This window comes from Bartonella sp. OT172YNZD (assembly GCF_042193725.1).
Lineage (GTDB): Bacteria > Pseudomonadota > Alphaproteobacteria > Rhizobiales > Rhizobiaceae > Bartonella > Bartonella grahamii_A.
Genome location: NZ_JBHILZ010000001.1, coordinates 138867 through 162796 on the forward strand (window position 1 = coordinate 138867; position 23930 = coordinate 162796).

The window sequence follows — 23930 nt, forward strand, 5'->3', positions numbered from 1 at the left end:
GGAACTTAGCCTCCATCATAGGAATGAGAAAAACTAAAACGTAAGATAATGCGTCATCACCTTATTTTAAAACATTGCCGTGGACGTTTTTAAAAGTTGTAAAACTGAATACAAGAACGATAGTGGAAACATGTTTTTACATTTACGCCTTTATATTTTCCACATTTTAAAGATGGCACAAACCAGTATACACAATATTTTTGCCTCAATCTAACATAAAAAAGTTTGAGCTGCTTAGAGAGCTTGTAACCTTTGTTTTAAATATACGGCAGCATTAGAATTGAAAATTGATTGATGGATAAAACAATTAAGACCTTTGTTAGTGTAACATAAAAATGTATAATTAATTTTGGAACATTACGCATATGCAAAAATAAACAAAATAAATAGCATTATTTTATGAAATAACTTTTTGTATAAGTCAAAAGTGTTTATAAAAATATAAGAATTTATTATTATCTCATGATAAGATAATTTATAATATTTTACTCTTCGCACAAGTGTAAAGCTTGAGTGACCTCATCCCTACACCTCAAAGGAAAAGATTCCTACTAGCGTTGGCGTCTAAACAGTTCTGCTTCTCTCGGCTAATTCCTCGGAGCTATCCACTCATGCGATTCACTTAACTAAAGGTTATACAAATAAATCCTTCTCCGAATATTCACCACGCACTTTAAAAATACTTAATGTATCAAAGCAGTGCTTACTTTCCTTATAACACCGCCCTCAATGACGAAGTTTTACGACATAACAGTATAATCTCATTTCATCATTCTCTTCTTATATATCGACAGATATTGAATCTAGTTCTGATATACGGTAAATGTTTAATGTGGTTATTCCATAAATAACTGATCAGAACATTGAGCTTTAAAAAGCAGATAAAATATTGTAAATTGAACACAGGAATGGACTAACTTATGAGTGATGAAATAACCTTAGCGGCACAAAGCGATGATTATGGTGCTGCTTCTATCAAAGTTCTCAAAGGTCTTGATGCTGTACGCAAACGTCCTGGTATGTATATCGGTGATACTGATGATGGATCGGGTTTACACCATATGGTCTATGAAGTTGTAGACAATGCTATCGATGAAGCTTTAGCCGGTCATGCTACTCTTGTAAACGTCACACTCCATACTGATGGTTCTTGTTCTGTTCGTGATAATGGACGTGGAATTCCGACAGATATCCATCCAACAGAAGGTGTCTCTGCAGCTGAAGTTATTATGACACAGCTTCATGCCGGCGGAAAGTTTGATCAAAACTCTTATAAAGTTTCAGGTGGATTACACGGTGTTGGCGTCTCTGTTGTGAATGCATTATCCGTTTGGCTTAAATTGCAAATCAGACGAAATGGTAAAATTCATGAAATATCATTTACCCACGGGGTAGCTGATGCTCCATTAAAAGTTATTGGCGATTGCGATAGAGAAAGTGGAACAGAAATCAGATTTTTACCAAGTTCTGAAACTTTTACTATGGTTGAGTTTGATTTTGAAACTTTGGAGCGCCGTTTACGGGAATTAGCCTTTCTAAATTCTGGAGTTTATATTCTTCTTGTTGACGAGCGTCATGCTGATATTAAATCAGTTGAATTGCATTATGAGGGTGGATTAACGGAGTTTGTCAAATATATTGACCAATCAAAAAAAGCTTTGCTTGATAATCCTATTTACATTGCAAGTGAAAAGGATGGTATGAGCGTTGATGTTGCCCTATGGTGGAATGATTCCTATCATGAGAAGGTCTTGTGTTTTACCAATAATATTCCTCAGCGTGATGGTGGAACTCATTTGATAGGTTTTAGAAGTGCCCTTACGCGCCAAATTAATGGCTATGCTGAATCTTCAGGTATTGCTAAAAAAGAAAAAGTGAACTTAACCGGTGATGACTGCCGTGAAGGATTAACAGCTATTCTTTCTGTCAAAGTTCCTGATCCGAAATTTTCTTCACAAACAAAGGATAAGTTAGTCTCTTCTGAAGTGCGCCCTATTGTTGAAAATTTGGTCAATGAAGGTCTTTCAGTATGGCTGGAAGAACATCCTCATGAGGCAAAACTTCTCATTAGTAAAGTGGTAGAAGCTGCAACAGCACGTGAAGCAGCACGCAAAGCACGTGAACTCACAAGACGAAAAGGGGCGCTTGATATCACTTCTCTACCAGGAAAGCTTGCCGATTGCCAAGAACGTGATCCTGCAAAATCAGAAATCTTTATTGTCGAGGGAGATTCGGCTGGCGGTTCAGCAAAAAGTGGGCGTTCACGTCAAAATCAAGCAATTTTACCCCTTCGTGGTAAAATCCTCAATGTTGAACGAGCACGTTTCGACCGCATGCTCTCATCTGATATGATTGGAACACTTATTACAGCTCTTGGAACGTCTATCGGTAAAGATGAATTTTCACCGGATAAATTACGTTATCATAAGATTATTATCATGACAGATGCGGACGTTGATGGCGCCCATATTCGTACTCTGCTGCTTACTTTCTTTTTTAGACAAATGCCCGAGTTGATTGAACGTGGACATCTTTATATTGCTCAGCCTCCTCTTTACAAAGTATCGCGTGGAAAATCTTCCCAATATATTAAAAATGAAGCAGCGTTTGAAGAATTCTTGATCGATACTGGATTAGAAGAAACAACGCTTGAGCTTTCAACGGGAGAAGTTCGTGCAGGAGCTGATTTGTATCAACTCGCTAAAGATGCTCGTATATTACGTCAACTTTTAAATGGTCTTCATACCCGTTATAACCGTAATATTATTGAACAAGCAGCAATTGTTGGCGCTTTTAATCTTGAAGTCTTTGCAACACAAGAAAAAGCGCAAAAAATAGCAGATACTATAGCACACCGCCTTAATCTGATTGCTGATGATATGGAACAAGGCTGGAGTGGACAATATACAACAGATGGAAGTTTATGTTTTGAGCGTATTTTGCGTGGTGTTAAAGATGTTGTTACGCTTGATGTGGGACTTATAAATTCAACTGACGCACGCCAAATTGATCGCATTTCCCAAAGTTTTATCGACATATATCATCCTCCTGTTCTTTTACGTCGCAAAGATAAAACAGAGCGTATTTTTGGTCCTATGAGCCTCTTAGAAAGTATTTTTACAAACGGTAAAAAAGGTGTTACTCTTCAACGCTATAAAGGTCTTGGGGAAATGAATGCTGAACAGCTTTGGGAAACAACTCTTGATCCTAATGCACGTTCTCTTTTACAAGTAAAAATTAATGATGCAACCGATGCAGATTCACTCTTCTCTCGTCTCATGGGTGATGAAGTTGAACCTAGACGTATTTTTATTCAAGACAATGCCTTGAGCGTTGCCAATCTTGATATCTAAAGGTACTTTTCTGTTTTTAGCTGTGTAAATGTCGCAGTTTTATACGTTGTTTTTTCGTATTTGAACATTTCCTCTTTATTTCATTTACGATAAAAGAAAAATAAGGAAGGTCATACGCATGGCAGTTGAAACAGAACGTGTAGGAACCAAGGGTGGCATGGAGCACTCTTTTGGTTTTACAAGAGTAGATGAAACACAAAAACAATCCATGGTGGACGGTGTATTTCATTCTGTTGCTGAAAATTATGACAAGATGAATGATATCTTATCATTAGGACTACACCGTGTGTGGAAAAATTCCATGATTGCTTGGCTTTCCCCACCAGCACTTTCTCATTGGAAAGTTCTTGATGTCGCTGGCGGTACAGGTGATATTGCTTTTCGTATTCTTAATGCTTCACGCCAAAAAGCCCATGTTACAGTGCTTGATATTAATGGCTCAATGCTCAGCGTTGGCAAAAAACGCGCACAAAAAAATGGTCTTGCCCCTCTGATTGATTTTGTTGAAGCCAATGCAGAAAATCTACCTTTTGAAAATCAAAGCTTTGACGCTTACACTATTGCTTTTGGAATTCGCAATGTTCCTCATATTGATCAAGCTCTTAGAGAAGCTTTTCGTGTTTTAAAGCTCGGTGGACGTTTCTTATGTTTAGAATTTTCAAATGTCGAGATGCCTCTGCTGGATAAAATTTATGATCTTTGGTCTTTCCATGCTATCCCTAAGCTGGGTCAATTTATTGCAAATGATGGCGATGCTTATCGTTATTTGGTTGAATCTATCCGCAAATTTCCTAAGCAAGATGATTTTGCCCATATGATCAAGCATGCGGGGTTTTCGCGGGTATCGTACCGCAATCTCACCGGTGCGATTGCAGCGCTGCATTCAGGTTGGAAAATTTAAAAATGGCGCAAATTTCCCCTTACTTTCAATTGATGCGTGCAGGATGGGTTTTAACACGTGAAGGTGTTTTAAGTGCTCTTCCTCATGGTGATCTCCAAGGATTTCCAGCGCTATGTCATCGTATAGCGGGTATATTAGCACGACGCAAAACGAAAAAAAAACAGCGATCTGAAAATATTTCATATGCCATTAATAAGCTTGGACCCTCTTACATAAAACTTGGTCAATTTCTTGCCACAAGGCCTGATATTGTTGGGCGTGATATTGCGGAAGATTTGTCACAACTACAAGATCGCGTCCAAACATTTTCTTGCACCGCCGCTATTGCTCAAATTGAAAGTTCTCTTGGTCGCTCTATTGATGATTTATTCGTAAATTTTTATCCCCCCATTGCCGCCGCTTCTATTGCTCAAGTTCATCCAGCTGAATACAGTGATGAAACTGGCCATAAGAAAAAATGTGCTGTAAAAGTTATTCGTCCCAATATCAGAGCACGTTTTTCTAAAGATCTTAGAGGATTCTATCTCATTGCTCATTTGCAAGAGCGCTATATCCCTGCCTCTCGAAGGCTTCGTCCTGTTTGTGTGGTGGATACTTTAGCACAAATAACACGACTTGAAATGGATTTACGCTTAGAAGCAGCAGCTATATCTGAAATGGCTGAAAATATTCAACATGATACAGGCTTTCGGGTTCCACGTATTGACTGGGAACGGACAGGACGTAATGTTCTTACAATGGAATGGATTGATGGTATAAGAATATCCGAAACTTCCAAACTCAAAGAAGCAGGATTTGATTTGAAGGCGCTTGCTATTACGCTTATTCAATCTTTTCTTCGTCATACACTGCGTGATGGTTTTTTTCACGCCGATATGCATCCTGGTAATTTATTTGTAGATGAAAAAGGATGTATTGTCGCTGTTGATCTAGGTATTACAGGACGGCTTGGAAAAAAAGAAAAGCATTTCCTTGCTGAAATTCTTTACGGCTTTATTACCCGCGATTACCATCGAGTTGCACGTGCCCATTTTGAGGCAGGCTATGTTCCTTCACACCATAATATTGAAAGCTTTGCGCAAGCCAACCGCGCTATTGGCGAACCAATTCACGGACAATCAGCACAAAGCATTTCCATGGCTAAATTGCTCACTTTATTGTTTGAAGTCACTGAATTATTTGACATGCAAACGCGACCTGAACTTTTATTGCTGCAAAAAACGATGGTTGTCGTGGAAGGTGTTGCCCGCACATTAGACCCCACTTTTAATATGTGGAAAGCTTCTGAACCCATTGTCAAAGAATGGATTAGTAAAAATTTAGGACCCGTAGGCGTTGCAAAAGACTTTAGTGAAGGAGCACAAGCTCTCCTTTCGCTGGCACGCAAAACACCACAATTGGTTCAAAATTTCCAACAAATAGAAGAAGATTTTAATCAAATGAGAAAAACAGGTTTTAATCTTTCTCCTGCTACCCTCAAACAACTTGCTGTAGAACAAAGTCACAGAAACCGTTATGGTCGTTATAGTCTTTTCATTATTGCACTTTGTTGCGCTTGTCTTACTTTTTACTTTTTTCACCTTTTCTAATCTCCTTAATATGCTAAAAATATCAACAATGAAATCATTGAAATCATTTTATTTCTTGGAGGTATTTTATGGCCAGTATTACCATTCGTAACCTGTCTCCTGAAACCAAAGAAGCTTTGCGCATACGCGCCGCGCAAAATGGTATTTCTATGGAAGAAGAAGTCCGGCGCCTTTTAAGCAATCCCTCTCCTCTCACCACACAACCCCTTCATGCTAGCGCTGTTGAAATGCAATCATTGAAATCAAAATCTCTCCTTCTTATTATTGGTGGAAGTATTGCATCCTATAAAGCACTTGATTTGATTCGCCGTTTACAAGAACGTGGAGCACATTTAAAAGTTGTGATGACAAAAGCAGCGCAAAAATTTATTACGCCTTTAGTCGCTGAAGCTTTAAGCGGTGGTACTGTATATACTGATTTATTTTCACGCGAAGAAGAACACGATATCGGACATATCCGATTAGCACGTGATGCTGACCTGATTATTTTAGCTCCTGCTACAGCCAACCGTATTGCAAAAATAGCCAATGGCATAGGAGATGATCTGGCTGATTGCATTCTTTTAGCGGCACGCTGTCCACTCTTGATTGCACCCGCTATGAATCCGTCCATGTGGACGCATCCAGCCACTATTCGCAATGTTGCACAATTGCGCGCAGATGGCGTTCATATCATCGGACCAGAAATCGGAAATATGGCTGAACGTGACGAGATGGGATATGGACGCATGAGCGAACCTTTAACTATTGTCGCTACCATAGAGAATCTTTTGAATGTGCATGAAAAACCTCTCTCTGACCGCCATTTCATCGTTACCTCTGGCCCTACCCATGAACCAATTGATCCAGTGCGTTATATTGCTAATCGGTCTTCAGGTAAACAAGGTCATGCCATCGCAACCGCTCTTGCACATTTGGGTGCAAAAGTAACACTTATTTGTGGACCTGTTAATCTCGCAGACCCACAAGAAGTAAAAACCATTCATGTTGAAACAGCACAACAGATGTTACAAGCCGTTCAAACCGCATTGCCCGCTGATGGTGCTATCTTTGTTGCCGCTGTTTGTGACTGGCGCAGTCAAATGCAGTCTTTACACAAAATTAAAAAGAATGCTCATAAAATACCACCATCCCTTCATATGGTTGAAAATCCTGACATTTTAGCAACGATTGGACACGCTCCAAACCGCCCCTCATTGGTCATTGGTTTTGCTGCTGAAACATGTGATATCATTGCCAACGCGCAAAAAAAATGTGTTGAAAAAGGAGCTGATTTCATTCTTGCTAATGATATTTCTCTTCAACTAGATGGTACAAGTGTCATGGGTGCTGATACAAATCAAGTTTATCTCGTAAGTAGAAAAAAAGTTGAACAATGGCCCCATATGAGTAAACAACACGTAGCGCAAAAATTAGCAGACATGATTGTATCATTTTTTGCCCCCTAGACACCTACTCCTCATGAGGAAAATATACCCCATTTCAAATAATAACCCTTCAAACGCGTTAATATTAAACACCTTATCAAATAGAACTGACAATAGGTGTCTATCCATCTCAATTAGTATATAATATTTCTGGTTTATAATGATAATATCGCATTGTTCATATTAAATTAGAATCCCAAATATCATAAGATTCTCTCATTCCCAATCTCTCTCATGTTGAATCAATAAAAATCATTTTCTTGCACGTTGTAAACAAGGATAACTGTATAAATACAAAACGTTTCAGAAAGAACTAAAAGCGCTTATAATGGACCGTCTCAAGAACCAAGGGCTTGTCTCGGACAACACTGAGGATGATGGTGCCAGCGTGCTCTTTTTATTAAGCGTAAAGTTAGTGATGCCCTATAAGTTTTATATTATTCACGAGAGCTTTACCCATATACCATTCACAAACGCTGTTGCGAAATGGGTATGATGAGCGTTGGGAAATGTTTTTTTAAAAAATCCTATCTCACCCTAGCCTTCATAAAAGTAGGATCTATTACACCACTGTCTCGCCAGCTTATAAAAAAACAAGCTATCATTCATTTTGGCTACCATCAATTTTGACAAAGCTTTTGTAATGGATAAAATTTATAAAAATCATTTTCTTTCTTCAATGTTTTTATCCACATATTGATCATATTTATGATATGCAAATAAATGATTTTGATTGTTTCATGATGAGAGCAGCTAATGAGAAAATATGAAAACTTTATTTTGAGCTCTTATTCGCTATGAAAAATAATGTATAAATCAATGATATTATAACATCTCAATGCAATTTGAAGCATATCTCACACTGACGCTTATAAAGAGTGTAGACAAAATTCGCTGCACCACTGTCTATAAGTTTATGAAACTGAAGCCTTTATTATTTTTCTCAGTGATCGGTCTTTAAGATTAAATGTGTGTGTCCTCTCTCCAGAATACCAAGACCACAAAAACTAGAATTTTATCCATGATATCCTCACATTGTGATGTTTCATGAGAAGCATTTTTATTCCTTTATTGAAAGCTTTGTATCCATACATTGGTCTCGCCTATAATGTGTACGTAAATAATTTTTTGATGTTGAATAGAGTCTTTGAAATTAAAGAATATTTCTATATTTGGGATTCTTAGTTCAAGTTGAAAATGATCAATTCTCTTCGATAAACTAGTGGTGTTATTATCTAAAAATTATTTGATACAGTGCACCACTTGTATGAAAAGTGCTTCAATGAATGCTTACTTCATTGCATTTATAGCTTTTAAAATTCAAAATCTTATCATTTTTAAGCATCCGTGGTTTCTCCCTTTCTTTGCTTCTTCTCAAAAAACTGCTCTTCTATGGGATCCGACGATCAATCGCCTAAGCTTATTTTTTCCACTTCTATCATATTAATCATTCTGTTGCCCAAAATTAGAATATCTACGGAGCTACTACGTTACCCCTATTCCATTGAACTCAATATTTTTTTGAAAGCGAGAGGCAAAAGCATGCCGCCAAATAGTAGAAAAGTACAGAATTTTAGGAATTGTGCAAAACAATTAAACACTTAGATAAACGAAGTTAGATAACTCTACTGAATAAATAGAAGTAAACAACTTTTCTCCCAAATAGTTCTTATTCCTTAATTTTTTACATATATCATATAAACGCAATAATCTACACTATGTACAAAAATACTAAAAATTTCTTCTACAACAGCTACTTTTTAAATTCTTCTTTGTTTTTAAAAATCAAAATTTCTATTTATTCAAACTTTATTTTTAACAAAGAAACCTTAACCGTTTTTTATAATGTTCTTGAAAAAAATCTTGTAATTCAAAGAAAGAAAAAATTACACTGTACATACTTTAAATATATTTCTTGTTTTTTTTGCTTCTTTCCTTAGTTTGTTAATCTATGATTTTTACTGCTGCTTATCGTGCTTTACAACGTCTTCTGACCTCGCAATATCGTATTATGATACTGAAAGCATTGGGGGTTACTTTTTTCATTCTCACCATTTTATGGTTATGTGTGCACCAACTTTTTGTGTCTTACTTTTGGCCCTGGATTGCTCAATTTCTTCCTGGATTCCCTAGTTGGGCGGGATGGATTGGTTTTAGCATGCTTATCATTTTTAATCTTGGTTTGGCTCTTTTGTCGGCTTTTTTGATTGCACCGATCTCAGCTATGATTGGTGGTTTTTTCATTGACTCTGCTGCTGAAATCATTGAAAAAGAGGATTACCAAAACGAGCCTATTGGACAAGCTTTGCCGTTTCAGCGTTCTCTTATCATTTCCTTTAAATTTGTTATTTTAAGCCTTCTTGGTAATGGAATTGCTTTTATTTTATTCTTCATACCAGGTATTAATTTAATTGCTTTTTATGTTATTAATGGTTATTTGCTCGGTCATGAATATTTCTTGTTTGCTGCTTATCGTTTTCGAACAGAGCAAGATGCACGTGCTTTTTTACATACTCATTACACAACAGTTTTTGGTGCAGGATTATTGATAGCGCTTTTTGTTTCGATTCCAATTCTTAACTTAGCAACACCGCTTTTTGCAGCCGCCTTTATGACATATTTACACAAAATGCTTTCCCAAAAGACCATGGCACGCATTACACAAAAATAATATTCCTTGACTTTAAGGTTAATAAAACTTGCTAGCCAAAGAAAGCATAATATAAAATTTTATGCTTTATCTTTTATTAAAGCAATATATTGATTTATAATGATAACTTATCATTTCACAACATGAGTGAAAAACCTAAATATCATGAGGGTTTCTCATTTTAATCCTATTCATATTGGATCAATTGAAATCGTTTGTTAATATGTCACAAACGGAGATGGTGTGCGGATAAAAGTACTTTCAAAAAGGCGTGAAATATCTTTTATGAATCCTCTCAATGCAAACATTATCGTCAAATTAAAACTGGAAAAGAGTATGATGGTATCGATTTGTACCTTCTATTTCAGTAAAAATGAAGAGCATAATGTATTTTATACCATTCATGGAGAGTATATGCTCTTCTGAGAACCGTCATAAGAGAGTTTTGGAGATTATTGAAAAATGTCTTTGTAAAACAAGCACATGAATGAGTAATATAATAGCATTTTTGAGGGTATTCTATTTTAATTGTGAAAAGCGCGCGCTTTAAAGAAACCTTTTGAAAAAAATCTTGCTCTGATGTTAGCGTTTCGCTAATATGGTGTTATCGTGTACATTATCTTAAATGGATTATTTTAGCCTTATTAACGCCTTATATTATAAGGTTTCTTTTCTTCAAAGCCGTTGATACAAATGATTAATTGGATATTCATTTTTATTAAAAAATAAGGGGTTTGTTAACCATCGCAAGGAGTGAATTTTAATACCAAAATAAAAAATAAAAACATGTAAGTTCTTAAGCTTACGACAAATTTGTTATAGTGTATACTCTTCATAGATATGATTGTTATGATATTGGAAAATTAAAAATTAAAAAAACAAGCTATACGTACACTGATAAAAGTATTAAATAGACTCCTTTGTTCCATCGGTAAAGCAAATGTGACTGCTTAGGTTCATATTCTTTCAAATCATGCGAAAGATGTGTAATATTTAAAGGAAGGTTATAAAGATGAACTGGATTACAAATTATGTTCGTCCTAAAATTAACTCTATATTGGGGCGCCGTGAAATTCCAGAAAATCTATGGATTAAAGATCCTACCAATGGTGAAATGATCTTCCATAAAGATCTGGAAGCTAATCAATTTGTAGCTCCCAATTCTGGCCATCATATGCGTATCAGCGCTAAAAATCGTCTCATGCATTTCTTTGATGATGGTGTTTATACAGCTCTTGAAAATCCAAAAGTTGTAACAGATCCTTTAAAATTTCGTGACGAAAAACGCTATATTGACCGGTTAAAAGATTATCGTTCTAAACTTGGTGTTGATGATAATATTTTAAGTGCACGTGGTACGATTGAAGGCTTACCAATCATTGCAACCGTTCAAGATTTCGCCTTTATGGGTGGATCACTCGGTATGGCTTCAGGAGAAGCTATTATTAAAGCTTTTGATACTGCTATTGCCGAAAGGCGCCCGTTAGTTCTTTTTTCTGCTTCTGGTGGCGCACGCATGCAAGAAGGAACACTCTCGTTGATGCAAATGCCTCGTACAACCGTAGCGATTGAAATGTTGAAAGAAGAAAAACTTCCCTATATTGTTGTGCTGACTAATCCAACCACCGGTGGTGTTACTGCTTCTTACGCCATGCTTGGTGATATTCACATTGCTGAACCTGGCGCTATGATTGGTTTTGCTGGTCCACGTGTGATTCAACAAACTATACGCGAAACCCTACCAGAAGGTTTTCAAAGTAGTGAATATCTGCTCGAACATGGTATGATTGATATGGTTGTCTCACGTTTAGAAATGAAAACAACAATTGCGCGTCTTTTACGTTTGATGATGAAACGCCCTGCTGTTTTTAACCCTTCCGATCCATCCCCAACAGACTCTCAAACATCGCTTTCTACAACAAAAGCAGCTTAAATTTATGCAACAAAACCAGATACAAAGGGTGGTGGATGATTTACTAAAAAATTATCCGAAAAAATTTGATCTTTCTTTAGAGCGTATTATTCACCTTTTAGAGCGTCTTGGTAATCCACATTTAAAACTTGCCCCTATTATTCACATCGCTGGAACAAATGGCAAAGGATCTGCCTCAGCGATTTGCCGTGCTCTTTTAGAAAATGCAGGATACTGCGTTCATGTCTATAGCTCACCTCATCTCGTCAACTGGAATGAACGCTGCCGGTTAGGTCAAAAAGGAGGTGGTCAACTTGTTACAGAAAACCAATTGGCTGAGACAATCCGTGAAATTATAAAAGTAAATCGTCAAGAGCCGATTACTATTTTTGAAATTTTTACAGCCGCTGCCTTTATGCTGTTTAGTACACATCCAGCTGATGTTGTCATTTTAGAAGTTGGGTTGGGAGGGCGTTTTGATGCTACCAATGTCATTAACAAACCAGCTGTATCGCTTATTATGCCCATTGATTATGATCATGAGAACTTTCTTGGAAACACAATTGCTCAAATCGCTTTTCAAAAGGGGGGAATTATCAAACCAAATGTTCCAGTAGTCATCGGGAAGCAAAATTATGAAGAAACTCTTGCTACTTTAATACCCCTTGCCGATAAAAATAAAGCACCTTATTCTCTATTTGATCAAGATTATCAAAGTTATAAAGAACATGGACGTATGGTTTTTCAAAACAATCAAGGTCTCATGGATCTTTCACTTCCTAACCTTATTGGAGACCACCAAGTTGCCAATGCTGGCGCATCTCTTGAAGCAGTTTGTCAAGCAGGTTTTCAACTTTCAGAACAAACCATAAATGACGCTTTGAAAAATATCTATTGGCCCGCACGGATGCAACATCTTATCCAAGGACATTTGGTTGATCAACTGTCTCCTAATATTGATTTATGGTTAGACGGTGGTCACAATCCTGCTGCTGGAAAAGTTATTGCGGCAGAACTTACACAATGGAGAAAAAAAACAGATCGTCCCATTATTATGATTGCTGGCATGCTCAATACCAAAGATGCTGTCGGTTATTTTCGTTCCTTAGCGAACCTTGTCGATAAAATATATACGATACCGCTGATTAACAATAATGCCAGTATCTCTCCAATAAAATTAGCTGAATCAGCGCAAAAAGCAGGAATCTTTGCTACTCCACAAGCACATCTACAAGATGCTTTGCATAAGATTAGAGCCGAATATAAAGAGGCAATTGTCCTTATTAGTGGTTCCCTTTATCTTGCGGGCGATATTTTACGTGACAATAAAACACCTCCATGCTAGAAATTGATTATTTTAAAGCTTTGAAAGATAGACTTTTTAATCATGCAACTTGATTGTGCACTTTATCAACATCCTAAACTTATTACTGTTTTTGGCGGATCTGGTTTTGTAGGACGACATGTCGTTGAAACTTTGACTAAGCGGGGATATCGCGTTCGTATCGCTGTTCGTTATCCACAAAAAGCTTATTACATGCTCCAAATAGGAGAAGTAGGACAAACCCAAATGCTTAAAACGGATATCAAGCATCGTGCCTCTGTTGCACGCGCGTTGCTTGGAGCTGATGCGGCAGTGTTTTTACCTGGTAGCTTAAAACAAGCAAATCAATCGAATTTTAAAAACACACAAATTGATGGTGCTTACAATGTTGCTGAGTTAACAGCACAAGCTGCTATTCCACTCATCTATATGTCAGCACTTGTGGCTAACGAGAATGCTTCATGTCTTTATGCACGTGTTAAGTTTATGGGTGAACAAATCGTTCATAACAAGCATCCTCAAGCAATTATTATCCGTCCATCCGTTATCTTTGGACCAGAGGATTGTTTCTTTAACACCTTAGCAGATTTGTCACGTTTTTTACCAATTATGCCTCTTTTTGGGGGTGGGCAAAGCAAATTGCAACCCGTGTATGTTGGTGACGTTGCTGAGTTTATCGCGCGCGCTTTAGATGGACAGGTTGCTTGGGGAAAAAATTATGATCTTGGTGGTCCCCAGATTATCACCTTTCAAAATACTCTTGAAAATATACTCAAAATTATTCACCGTAAAAAAACAATCCTATCCATGCCTCTTTCTGCTGGTCTATTGATTGGAGGAATTTTGGGAACTATCGGTAAATTGCCTTTTGTACCAACACTTGTAACAGCCAATCAGATACGTTTTTTGCAAATGGATAACATTGTTTCTAAAGAGGCTATAGAGAATGGATATACTCTAGAAGGTGCGGGAATTACCCCCAGAGCAATGGCTGCATTCTTGCCAAGTTATCTTTGGCGATTTCGTCCACATGGTCAATTTTCCCAAAACTTACACGTCTAGAATAAATTTTTCCAAAACTGAGTTATTATTTGATTTATAATTTATAGCTCGTTGTTAGCGATTCTGAAATCAGAATGCTCAATAGAGTAATGTTTTTGCGTTTTAAATGCTCTATTCAGTATCACAAAAAATGTTTAATCGTATACCTATAGTATTTTGATAAAAATCGTTGAAAACAGGAGAAAAGCACTTCTTATAAACTGTCTTTATCCAAGAGCAGATGCAACATTGGAATCCTAAAGAACCGATTCTGAATTGCCTATTCATAAATATGATAACCTATGACTTTGCATTATATTATTTTGGTAGAAAGCTTAATAATGAGATTAAAGTAATTCTTCCTTTTTCAACAACCGCATAAGTGAGTAGAATACGAGTATAATACTTTCGATATTATCCCATAAAAAATCGATATAAAAACTGTGAAGCAATGCACAATTTTTATTATTTAAAAGGTATTCTCTTTGGAGATTTTAAAAGAGCTTTTTCACATAAAGAAGTTCTCTTCTTGTCTTGCATTTTTTTTTAATTTCTCCTACCGTCTTGGAAAAACTTATTTTAAAGGAATAAAGAATGGCAGCTCAAGATTTTGTTGTCAAAGATATTGCACTTGCCGCTTATGGTCGTAAAGAACTTGATATTGCTGAAACTGAGATGCCTGGTTTGATGGCTTGTCGTAAGGAGTTTTCCTCTAATCAACCTTTGCGCGGAGCGCGTATTTCTGGCTCATTGCACATGACAATTCAAACAGCTGTTTTAATTGAAACATTAAAAGCGATTGGCGCCGATATACGGTGGAGCTCTAGCAATATTTTTTCTACGCAAGACCATGCAGCAGCAGCTATCGCCGAAACTGGTATTCCTGTATTCGCCGTTAAGGGTGAAACATTGGAAGAATATTGGACTTATATAGATGCAATTTTCCAATGGCCAGATGGTAATCCTTCCAATCTTATTTTAGATGATGGCGCTGATGCCACAAACTATATTTTAATGGGAAGTCGTGCAGAACAAAATAAAGATATCCTATCGCATCCCAAAACAGAAGAAGAAGAAATTTTTTTCAAACAAATACAAAAGCGTATGGATGCAACGCCAGGATTTTTTACACGACAGCGCGCAGCAATTAAAGGTGTAAGCGAAGAAACCACAACAGGTGTAAACCGTCTTTATCAGTTACAAAAAGAAGGGCTTTTGCCTTTTCCTGCTATTAATGTCAATGATAGCGTCACTAAATCAAAGTTTGATAATAAATATGGATGTAAAGAATCATTGGTCGATGGTATTCGACGTGGAACAGACGTGATGATCGCTGGTAAAACTGCCATTGTCTGTGGTTATGGTGACGTAGGAAAAGGTTCAGCAGCATCTCTTTCTGGTGCTGGAGCTCGTGTTAAAGTAACAGAAATTGATCCTATTTGCGCTCTTCAAGCAGCTATGGATGGCTATGAAGTTGTTAATTTGGATGATGCTGCTTCCAGTGCTGATATTATCATCACGACAACAGGCAATAAAGATGTTGTTCGTTTAGACCATATGCGACAAGTAAAGGATATGTGTATTCTTGGAAATATTGGTCATTTTGATAACGAAATCCAAGTCGCAGCCCTTAGAAATTTGCCATGGACAAATATTAAACCACAAGTTGATATGATCACCTTTCCCGATGGAAAACGCATTATTTTGCTCTCTGAAGGGCGTTTGTTAAACCTCGGGAATGCGACTGGGCATCCTTCTTTTGTCATGTCAGCCTCGTTTACTAATCAAGTTTTAGCGCAAATTGAACTTTTTACCCGTTCAGAACACTATACAAATGAAGTCACTGTTTTGCCTAAACATCTTGATGAAAAAGTTGCACGTCTACATCTTGATCGGTTAGGAATAAAATTAAGTGTTTTATCAGAAGAACAAGCCGCTTATATTGGAGTCACACCACAAGGACCTTATAAACCAAACCATTACCGTTACTAAACATTTCCTTGGGTTAAAAAAGGGTAAGATGTCGTGCGCAGCTTTGGTGACTATAACCCCAAAGAAAAAGCTCAAAAAATGATTCGAATCTATGCGTATATATTTTGCCTTTTTTTCTTTTTTTCTCCAACATGCGCTGTTGCTCAGTCATTGGAAGATTATTTACCATTTCTCTTCACTTTACTAGATGGTCCATGGCTGCTTTTAGCGCTGTGTGGAGGGATTTCTTGTGCTTCACTTCTCACGTGTCTAGCTGTTATTATGCGTGCAAAAAAAACTGCACAGAAGCCTTTGAAGATAATTCAGGCAAATTTTTCTGAAAAACTTAAATATTATGAATGGCTTCTGGAAGAAACCGAGCAATTCCTTCTTATTTGGGAAAATCCAACAACCTTACCCCGTGTCGTTGGTGCTCTTTCTGCATTGCAAAAAATAGGAATCGATCAGAAAGATTTTCAGCGTTTTGAGCTCTGGGTTGAAGAAAATTCTCTGCGAGAACTTGATTATGCATTGACTCAACTACGTTGTAAATGTCACCCTTTTGATCTTTCTATCACCACCACAAACAATGTACTGCTACAAGTTACAGGCGTCATCGCAGGAACAGTCGCTATTGCTCGTTTTCAAGATATCTCAAAACAACAGAGTGAAAATGCTCGTTTACAAAAAGATATCGCCCGCCTTCTTACTGAACTGAGAATGCAGCGTAATCTTCTTGATCTTATTCAAGAGCCCGTATGGATAAAAGATTGTGAAGGAAAAGTTTGTTTTATCAATCGCGCCTTTAGAGAAATGACAGACTTTCGTGAAGGCAGTGATGAAGTGGGGGATCTTTTCAATGAAAATACACAACGCAAAACAGATGAAACAGAAACAATTTTTCAAGAACATGTTCACACAGTTATTGATGGAGAACGACATCGTTTTCATCTCACACGTATTACAACAGCCGAAGGGATGGCAGCTTTTGCGCGTGATGACAGCGCATATGAAAATCTTTCTCATGAATTAAGTTATGTTCTTCAAAGCCATTGTGAAACACTTGACAAAATTTCAACAGCTGTAGCCATTTTTGATACAAACCAAAAATTAAAATTCTGTAATCATGCTTTTAAAATTTTATGGCCGTTGGAGACTTCCTTTTTAGAAAGTGAACCAAGCCATACATTATTTCTTGAACGTCTACGTGAAAAAGGGCTCATTGCTGAACACCCCGATTGGCGCGCGTGGAAAGAAGAACTTTTTAAAGCCTATCGACAAACAGAATCTAACCAACAAATTTGGAATCTTCCAGATGGGCGTACCGTGCGTGTTATTTCTAGCCCTCATCCACAAGGAGGTGTCACTTGGCTTTACGAAAACCTTACAGAAAAAATTGATCTTGAACGTCGTTATAATACACTTATTAAAATACAAGGTGAAACACTTGATAAACTTTCCGAAGGCGTGGTCGTTTTTGGTACTGATGGACGCCTTCGTTTATCGAATCCAGCCCTATCGAAATTGTGGTCGCTTCCTTATAATTTACTGGTAGAAGGGACCCATATTACACAGTTACAAAGCCATTGTTCAGCTTTAACCTTAGGACAAGAATGGGATCAATTTACCAAATTCATTACCGGTTTTGCTGAAAAACGTGAAACATATTCAGGTCGTATAGATCTTAAAAATGATATGATTATTGACTATACTCTGGTTCCTCTTCCCGATGGACAAACGATGCTTACTTTTGTGAATGTTACGGACACTGTCCATGTTGCGCGTGCTCTTCAAGAAAGAAATGAAGCATTAGAAAGTGCTGATCGTTTGCGTAATGAATTTGTCCAACATGTTTCCTATGAATTGCGTACACCTCTCACCAATATTATTGGATTTTCGGATATTTTACGTGATCAAATTTTCGGCTCTATCAATAAACGTCAACAAGAATATCTTGGGTATATTCATTCAGAATCAGGAACTCTTTTAAATATTGTTAACGATATTCTTGATCTTGCTACCCTTGATGCAGGTATTATGGAGTTGGACATAAAATCGGTTAATATTGCAGATGCTATGATACAAGCAGTAGCACGTATAGAAGATCGTCTTAATGAACGCCATATTACGCTTTTACAACAAATTTCTCCTTCCTTAAATTCTATTTCTGCTGACGAAAAACGCTTGCATCAAATTTTTGTGAATGTGCTGAGTAATGCTATTAACTTCGCAACAGAGGCGAGCACTATTGAATTTTGCGTAGATGAACAAGATGATAACATTGTCTTTAGCGTTCACAATGAAGGCTCTGACATCCCAGAAGACGTCCTTGATCGTATTTTTAAACGTTTTTCTTCTTATTCACACCATGGTGGGCGTGCAGGAGCAGGTCTTGGCCTTTCCCTTGTGAAGAGTTTCGTTGAACTACACGGTGGACATGTTGAAATTCTTACCGGTTCTGGAAAAGGAACAACAGTTAAATGTTTTTTCCCACTTCCCAAAGGAGATAAGATTTTTTAATTTCAATCTTATTTTAACAAAAATTTTTCATCCATTTCATGGAACTCTTAATGAATTTTAGTTTTTTTCTTAAAAATGAAGAGGCAACGAAGCTTTTTGCACAACATTTAACCCTTTCTTTAAAGCCGGGGGATATTGTAACGCTTCAAGGAGATCTTGGAACTGGAAAATCAACTATTGCACGTACAATCATCCAAACACTTGCGAACGATAATACTATGGATGTTCCAAGCCCTACTTTTACTCTTGTGCAAAGCTATCAACTTCCACAGTTTGAAATTATTCATGCTGATCTTTATCGCCTTTCTATGGCAGAAGAAATTGATGAATTAGGGCTTCATGAAACTCGTGAGAAAAATATTCTACTTGTTGAATGGCCAGAAAGAAATACCGCTCTTTTAGAGCTCGCCACTTTTGCACTCACTTTACACTATAAAGAACATGGGCGTCATGTAACACTTAGATCAGCACAAAATTCCATTGAACGTTTGCAACAGTCTTTTGCAATTCGTACATTTTAAAAAAACATCGACATGAGCATGAACAACATCATTTTTTAATTGATAATACCTCAGTACGTACCTATGAAATTTGAGATGATGAACAAGATAAAAAAGCTCCTCATGATGCGATAACCATAAAGATGAGACGAAATACTGACTCTTTTATATAACAATGACATAAATTGCAAAGGACATCCATTAATTTATAGGAATTTATCAATTTATTTTAGAGAATGTTTTTTGCCTTTCATATTTTTGTTAAAGGCTTCGAAAAAAGTCTTTTGATTCTAGAGAATAGTCTAAGAGAATTTTAAATTGAGGTTGTAACCCTTTGGAAAAGCATTATATAACCTGTAGTGAATTGCTTGCTTCTTTCTGCTTAAAAATTGTGAACTTCAGAAAAGTAATTTGCAAAGTTTTTGCTTAAAATCTCCTTATTGCTAGATTGATATGCCTTTTTATGTGTTGAAAGCACTATCTATCTGAATAGTCTTATCTAAGAAGAAAATACCTTTATGAAATTATCATTCACCCAATATTTTTGACGCGCATATAAGGAAAGAATTGCCTATATTCTTCATACAGGGTAATTTTTTTATAAAAAATGGTCAATTGAATCATGCATAAAAGTACGAATTCTTAAATTCATTTAACATTTTTATTTTATTTTTTTTCATTACAATATATTGCAAAAAAGAATGTTTTAAAAAAGTCAAAAGGAGAGACAAAACTTCTCTCCTTTATAGTAATTATATGTGGAATTAACTAAGCCCATCTTTTATCCATTCAGAAAGACGTCCTTTAGAGGTAGCGCCAACCATATTTGATGAAATATTTCCATTTTTAAACATTAATAATGTAGGGATAGAACGTACTCCGTATTGGGTAGCCAGTTCCGGATTTTCATCAATATTTATCTTAGCAATTTTAACTTGATTTTGCATTTCCATTGAAATTTCATCCAAAATTGGAGCAATCATTTTGCAAGGGCCACACCATTCTGCCCAAAAATCCACCACAACAGGGGTGGAAGAGGTTAGAACTTCACTCTCGAAATTGTCCTTATCAACTTTTATACACGTCATTGATTTATCCTTTATATTCACTTTTTATAGATTGGTATGATAACAATTCATATCAAGTTATTGCAAAGATAAATTATTAAAGGACTTTTTTACACCAGAGATTGTGCATTGTGTTTGTTTGGAGGATTTTATGAAAGTAAGAAAGTATAAAGATGCTTTGAAGGAAAGGAGTAACTTATAAGGCAACTTCACCAAGAAATGCTTCGAGTTTTTCTGGAGAAAGTTTAAAAACTTTGGCTTCTTTACTGTAGATAAGCAGAGCTTGGATATCTTTATCAGGATGAATAGCTTGCAACAATTTTCGGTAAAGAGCCATTTGCAACCAGTGATGGGAAGCAATAGCGGTTTCATTTTCTGGCGGAGTTCCTGTTTTAAAATCGGCAAATATAATGCTGTTTTTCGTGATGTAGAGACGGTCAATTTGACCAGAAATTGCTTGTTCTTTGCCACGAATTTTCACAATACCCATTAAGGAGACCTCAGCACGTGAATGCTCAGAGAAAAGGGGCTTGAGGTAAACATGATCTAATATTTTCCAAACATGGCGAAGAGCATCTTCTCTTTGGCTCTCATACCAATGAGAAGCTTTGATATTGAGATAGTTTTGAGCATAATCTCGACGTTTTTGTAGGGGGTAATCGGGTAAATATTGTAACAATCGGTGAACGAGATTACCATATTCAATGGAAAAAGCTCTGTTAGTATTTGTTGCGCCTAAAACAGGGGAGGTGGTAAGCTGTTTTGGACTTGAGGACAGCTCTGTATCAGCTTCAATGGCAAGGCTCGCGACTGAGGGTTTTAACGGTTTTGGTAGCACTGGTTCCTCTGGTACTTTATGAGAGAAAAAAGCAGGCAAAGGTGGTAAGGTTTGGCATTCAGCGCAAGGTACTTTTGGGTTTATAGAAGCAGAAAAAGGAGGTGTAATGCAATAACGCCAAGCTGCAATATCTTCCCCGGAACCTTTTATAGCAAGAGCATGCGGTTCGAGGGCTTTTTTTACTAGTTGTAACCATGTATGAGATGGCGTTTTCTGGCCTTTATATCCACAAATAAACAAGCGATCTTCAGCGCGTGTCATTCCTACATAAAGAAGGCGCCTATATTCTTCTTCTGCACGCTCTTTTAAATATGAAATTGCTTGTTTAGAGAGTTTTGTATCAAACTTTTCATTGGGGCGCCAAATAAAGGCTTGTTTTCCGTTCCATTGTGCGTTACTTGAAGTGATTTTAAGCAAGTGAGGTGCATGCTGAGGATGCCAAATCGCACTACCAGGATCAACTAAAAACACAACAGCAGCCTCTAGACCTTTTGCAGCATGGACAGTCATGATGCGAATTTCTTCATTATTTTGTTCAAATTCACGTTTAATTTCTGGTTCGCTTGCACTTAATGTTTCTAAAAAAGCTTGTAATCCTGGTAATCCTGTTTTTTGAATAGTGAGCGTATAATCCATAAAAGCATCGAGCACATCATTTGCTTCAGATCCTAAACGAGACAGAATTTTTTGTCTTCCCTTATCATTATTCAAAATATGGCTATAAAACTCGAAAACCGGTATTTTATCCACTAAAGCGCGATAATGGTTTAGCTTTTCAAAAGCATCTTTAAAAGATATCTGCGATGATGCGTGCGTACATAAGCTCTGCCAAAGAGAGCCGGTGCGGTGTGCGGCAAGCTGATAGAGCTCTTCTTCACTAAAAGCAAAAAGGGGGCTTTTTAAAACGCAAGCAAGAGAAAGATCATCTTGTGGCTGCAAAACAAAACGCGCAAGCGCCATTAAATCACGGATACTAATATGTTTGGTAAGCTGTAAACGATCAGCCCCTGCTACGGGAATATTGCGGTGTTTAAAAGCACGGGAAAGAGCTGAGACAAATTGGTCACGTTTACGAACCAATATCATAATATCACTTGCACGTATTAAGCGTCCTTTTGCTGGAAGCATTTCACCTTTTTGTAACCAATTAGCAATAGTTTCAGCAATTTTTTCTGCTAAACGAACTTCAGGAGTATCTAAATGATCAACGCTTAAATGCCAATCATGAGGAAATTCACTCGTTTCTTGAGAAATTGTATCCCATATAACAACTTCACCGGGACTATGAACACGAATAGCTTCATGCACCGTTTTTGTATTTTCTGTCGAAAGTCCTTTATAGTTTTCTGGTGTTTCAAAAACAATATCAACGCTTTTAAGAACATCCGCTGTAGAGCGAAAAGAGTAATGCAATTGTACTTTTTCAAATTGCTGATTTATTTGCTGCACTTTTTTTTGAATGATTCGTCCATTTTCAGCAAAATTTTCTGGAGCTGCACCTTGAAAAGAATAAATAGATTGCTTTTCATCTCCAACAGCAAAAAGAGTCCGTATATTTGTTCGTTGGCTATAACCTGAGAAAAACTCTTGTGCCAACAGTTGAATAATCTTCCATTGCTCAGGGTTAGTATCTTGTGCTTCATCAAGTAGAATGTGATCAAGCCCACGATCAAGTTTATAATGCACCCATTGGCTTGCACCTTTACGCTGTAACAAATAAAGTGTACGCTCAATAAGATCGTCAAAGTCTAAGAAGCCATTGGCCTTTTTTAGATTCGTATAGATTTTGAGATAAACGGCACATAACTGAAAAGCAGCCATATTGAGAGTAGCAATTTTTGCGCATTGATATTTCTCTAAAAGAATAGAAAGCTTGTTTTGTTTATCTTTAAGCATTTGCTGAATAAAAGGCCAAATTTGGTCTGATTTTTTACGAAATAAATGTGAAAAATTACGCGGCTCACCTTTTATTGTAAAATAAATATCAGAAATAATATTGAGAATATTTGTCTCATCACGCACCTTTTCTAATTGGGAAAGTTTTTCCACCATATCCTTGCAGCTTTGACTGCCATTGATTTCACAATGCGTAAGAGCATAAAGAGGAAGGCGCGCTGTTTGTTTAATTTGTTCCAATAGACATTGATTTGTTTCATCGGGCGCTAAGTTAAAAAGTGCACGCAATTTTTCTTCTCCATTTTCAGATAGAAGAGAAGATAAAAAATCAGATAATTTATGTTGCTTTTCTGTTGCTTCATAAAGCAATTGGTTAAAAGTATGTTCACTAATAACTGTAAATAACTGTTGCAAAGCAGGCTGTATATCACGACGGGCTAAAAGTTGGCGACGGGATTCTTGTAGTAATTTTTTTCGACTGATATCATCGGGAAGTTCAAAATGCCCTGAAATATTGGCTTCTAACATAAATTGATGCAAGAGAGATTCACAAAAAGCATGAATCGTTTGGATTTTTAAACCACCAGGTGTTTCGAGGGCACGTGCGAAGAGTTGTCGTGCATAAGTTAGTTTTTGCGCATTAACAGGTTTTTTTTCAAACCGTGTTAAGGTTTCTTGCAGCTGTGCATCATCGAGTTCATTCCAACTGGAAAGCGTGCGAAAAATTCGTGATTGCATAACAGCAGCAGCAGCTCTTGTATAAGTAAGGCATAAAATACGTGCTGGAGGCGTACCGTTTAAAAGCAAACGGATAACACGTTCACTTAAAACGTGGGTTTTTCCAGACCCAGCATTTGCAGAAACCCACACGTTTTTTTGGGGATGTGTTGCCGTTGCTTGTGCATCAAGAGCAGCTTCAGGAATAGAAAAAAACGTCATGA

General features: G+C 37.0%; 13 protein-coding genes. 11 read left to right on the forward strand and 2 right to left on the reverse strand.

Features of this window, described 5'->3' with window-relative positions; all coding sequences use genetic code 11:
• The first annotated feature begins 920 nt into the window (after positions 1 to 920).
• The 11 genes from gyrB (at position 921) to tsaE (ending at position 19209) form a co-directional block, all read left to right on the forward strand.
• Positions 921 to 3353, forward strand: a complete 2433-nt coding sequence (gyrB, locus tag ACFIJS_RS00530) for a DNA topoisomerase (ATP-hydrolyzing) subunit B (protein ID WP_375648815.1) — start codon at positions 921 to 923, stop codon at positions 3351 to 3353.
• Between the two features lie 118 nt (positions 3354 to 3471).
• Positions 3472 to 4254 (forward strand): bifunctional demethylmenaquinone methyltransferase/2-methoxy-6-polyprenyl-1,4-benzoquinol methylase UbiE, encoded by a 783-nt coding sequence (ubiE, locus tag ACFIJS_RS00535; protein ID WP_375648817.1) that lies wholly within the window; start codon positions 3472 to 3474, stop codon positions 4252 to 4254.
• A 2-nt stretch (positions 4255 to 4256) separates the two neighbouring features.
• Positions 4257 to 5843 (forward strand): 2-polyprenylphenol 6-hydroxylase, encoded by a 1587-nt coding sequence (ubiB, locus tag ACFIJS_RS00540; protein WP_375648820.1) that lies wholly within the window; start codon positions 4257 to 4259, stop codon positions 5841 to 5843.
• Between the two features lie 68 nt (positions 5844 to 5911).
• Positions 5912 to 7291 (forward strand): bifunctional phosphopantothenoylcysteine decarboxylase/phosphopantothenate--cysteine ligase CoaBC, encoded by a 1380-nt coding sequence (coaBC, locus tag ACFIJS_RS00545; protein ID WP_375648822.1) that lies wholly within the window; start codon positions 5912 to 5914, stop codon positions 7289 to 7291.
• A gap of 1930 nt (positions 7292 to 9221) precedes the next feature.
• A complete protein-coding gene (locus ACFIJS_RS00550) occupies positions 9222 to 9941 on the forward strand; it encodes a sulfate transporter family protein (protein WP_375648824.1) in 720 nt (239 codons plus the stop codon).
• A gap of 991 nt (positions 9942 to 10932) precedes the next feature.
• Positions 10933 to 11853 carry an acetyl-CoA carboxylase, carboxyltransferase subunit beta gene (gene accD / locus ACFIJS_RS00555; protein WP_375648826.1) on the forward strand — a complete coding sequence of 307 codons (921 nt, stop codon included), beginning with the start codon at positions 10933 to 10935 and terminating at the stop codon, positions 11851 to 11853.
• A 4-nt stretch (positions 11854 to 11857) separates the two neighbouring features.
• Positions 11858 to 13177, forward strand: coding sequence for a bifunctional folylpolyglutamate synthase/dihydrofolate synthase (locus ACFIJS_RS00560; protein WP_375648829.1), 1320 nt, complete (start codon positions 11858 to 11860; stop codon positions 13175 to 13177).
• 42 nt (positions 13178 to 13219) lie between these two features.
• The gene (locus ACFIJS_RS00565; RefSeq protein WP_375648831.1) at positions 13220 to 14218 is read left to right on the forward strand and encodes a complex I NDUFA9 subunit family protein; all 999 of its coding nucleotides are present in this window, start codon (positions 13220 to 13222) and stop codon (positions 14216 to 14218) included.
• A 573-nt stretch (positions 14219 to 14791) separates the two neighbouring features.
• Complete coding sequence (ahcY, locus tag ACFIJS_RS00570) at positions 14792 to 16189, forward strand: adenosylhomocysteinase (protein ID WP_375648833.1); 1398 nt, start codon at positions 14792 to 14794, stop codon at positions 16187 to 16189.
• A 33-nt stretch (positions 16190 to 16222) separates the two neighbouring features.
• The gene (locus ACFIJS_RS00575; RefSeq protein ID WP_375648836.1) at positions 16223 to 18688 is read left to right on the forward strand and encodes an ATP-binding protein; all 2466 of its coding nucleotides are present in this window, start codon (positions 16223 to 16225) and stop codon (positions 18686 to 18688) included.
• 50 nt (positions 18689 to 18738) lie between these two features.
• Positions 18739 to 19209 carry a tRNA (adenosine(37)-N6)-threonylcarbamoyltransferase complex ATPase subunit type 1 TsaE gene (gene tsaE, locus ACFIJS_RS00580; protein ID WP_375648838.1) on the forward strand — a complete coding sequence of 157 codons (471 nt, stop codon included), beginning with the start codon at positions 18739 to 18741 and terminating at the stop codon, positions 19207 to 19209.
• Between the two features lie 743 nt (positions 19210 to 19952).
• Here the strand turns inward: tsaE and trxA are convergent.
• A complete protein-coding gene (gene trxA, locus ACFIJS_RS00585) occupies positions 19953 to 20276 on the reverse strand; it encodes a thioredoxin (RefSeq protein WP_375648841.1) in 324 nt (107 codons plus the stop codon).
• Positions 20277 to 20451: 175 nt separating this feature from the next.
• On the reverse strand, positions 20452 to 23928 hold the full coding sequence (gene addA, locus ACFIJS_RS00590; RefSeq protein WP_375648843.1) for a double-strand break repair helicase AddA: 3477 nt from the start codon (positions 23926 to 23928) through the stop codon (positions 20452 to 20454).
• Positions 23929 to 23930: the final 2 nt, after the last annotated feature.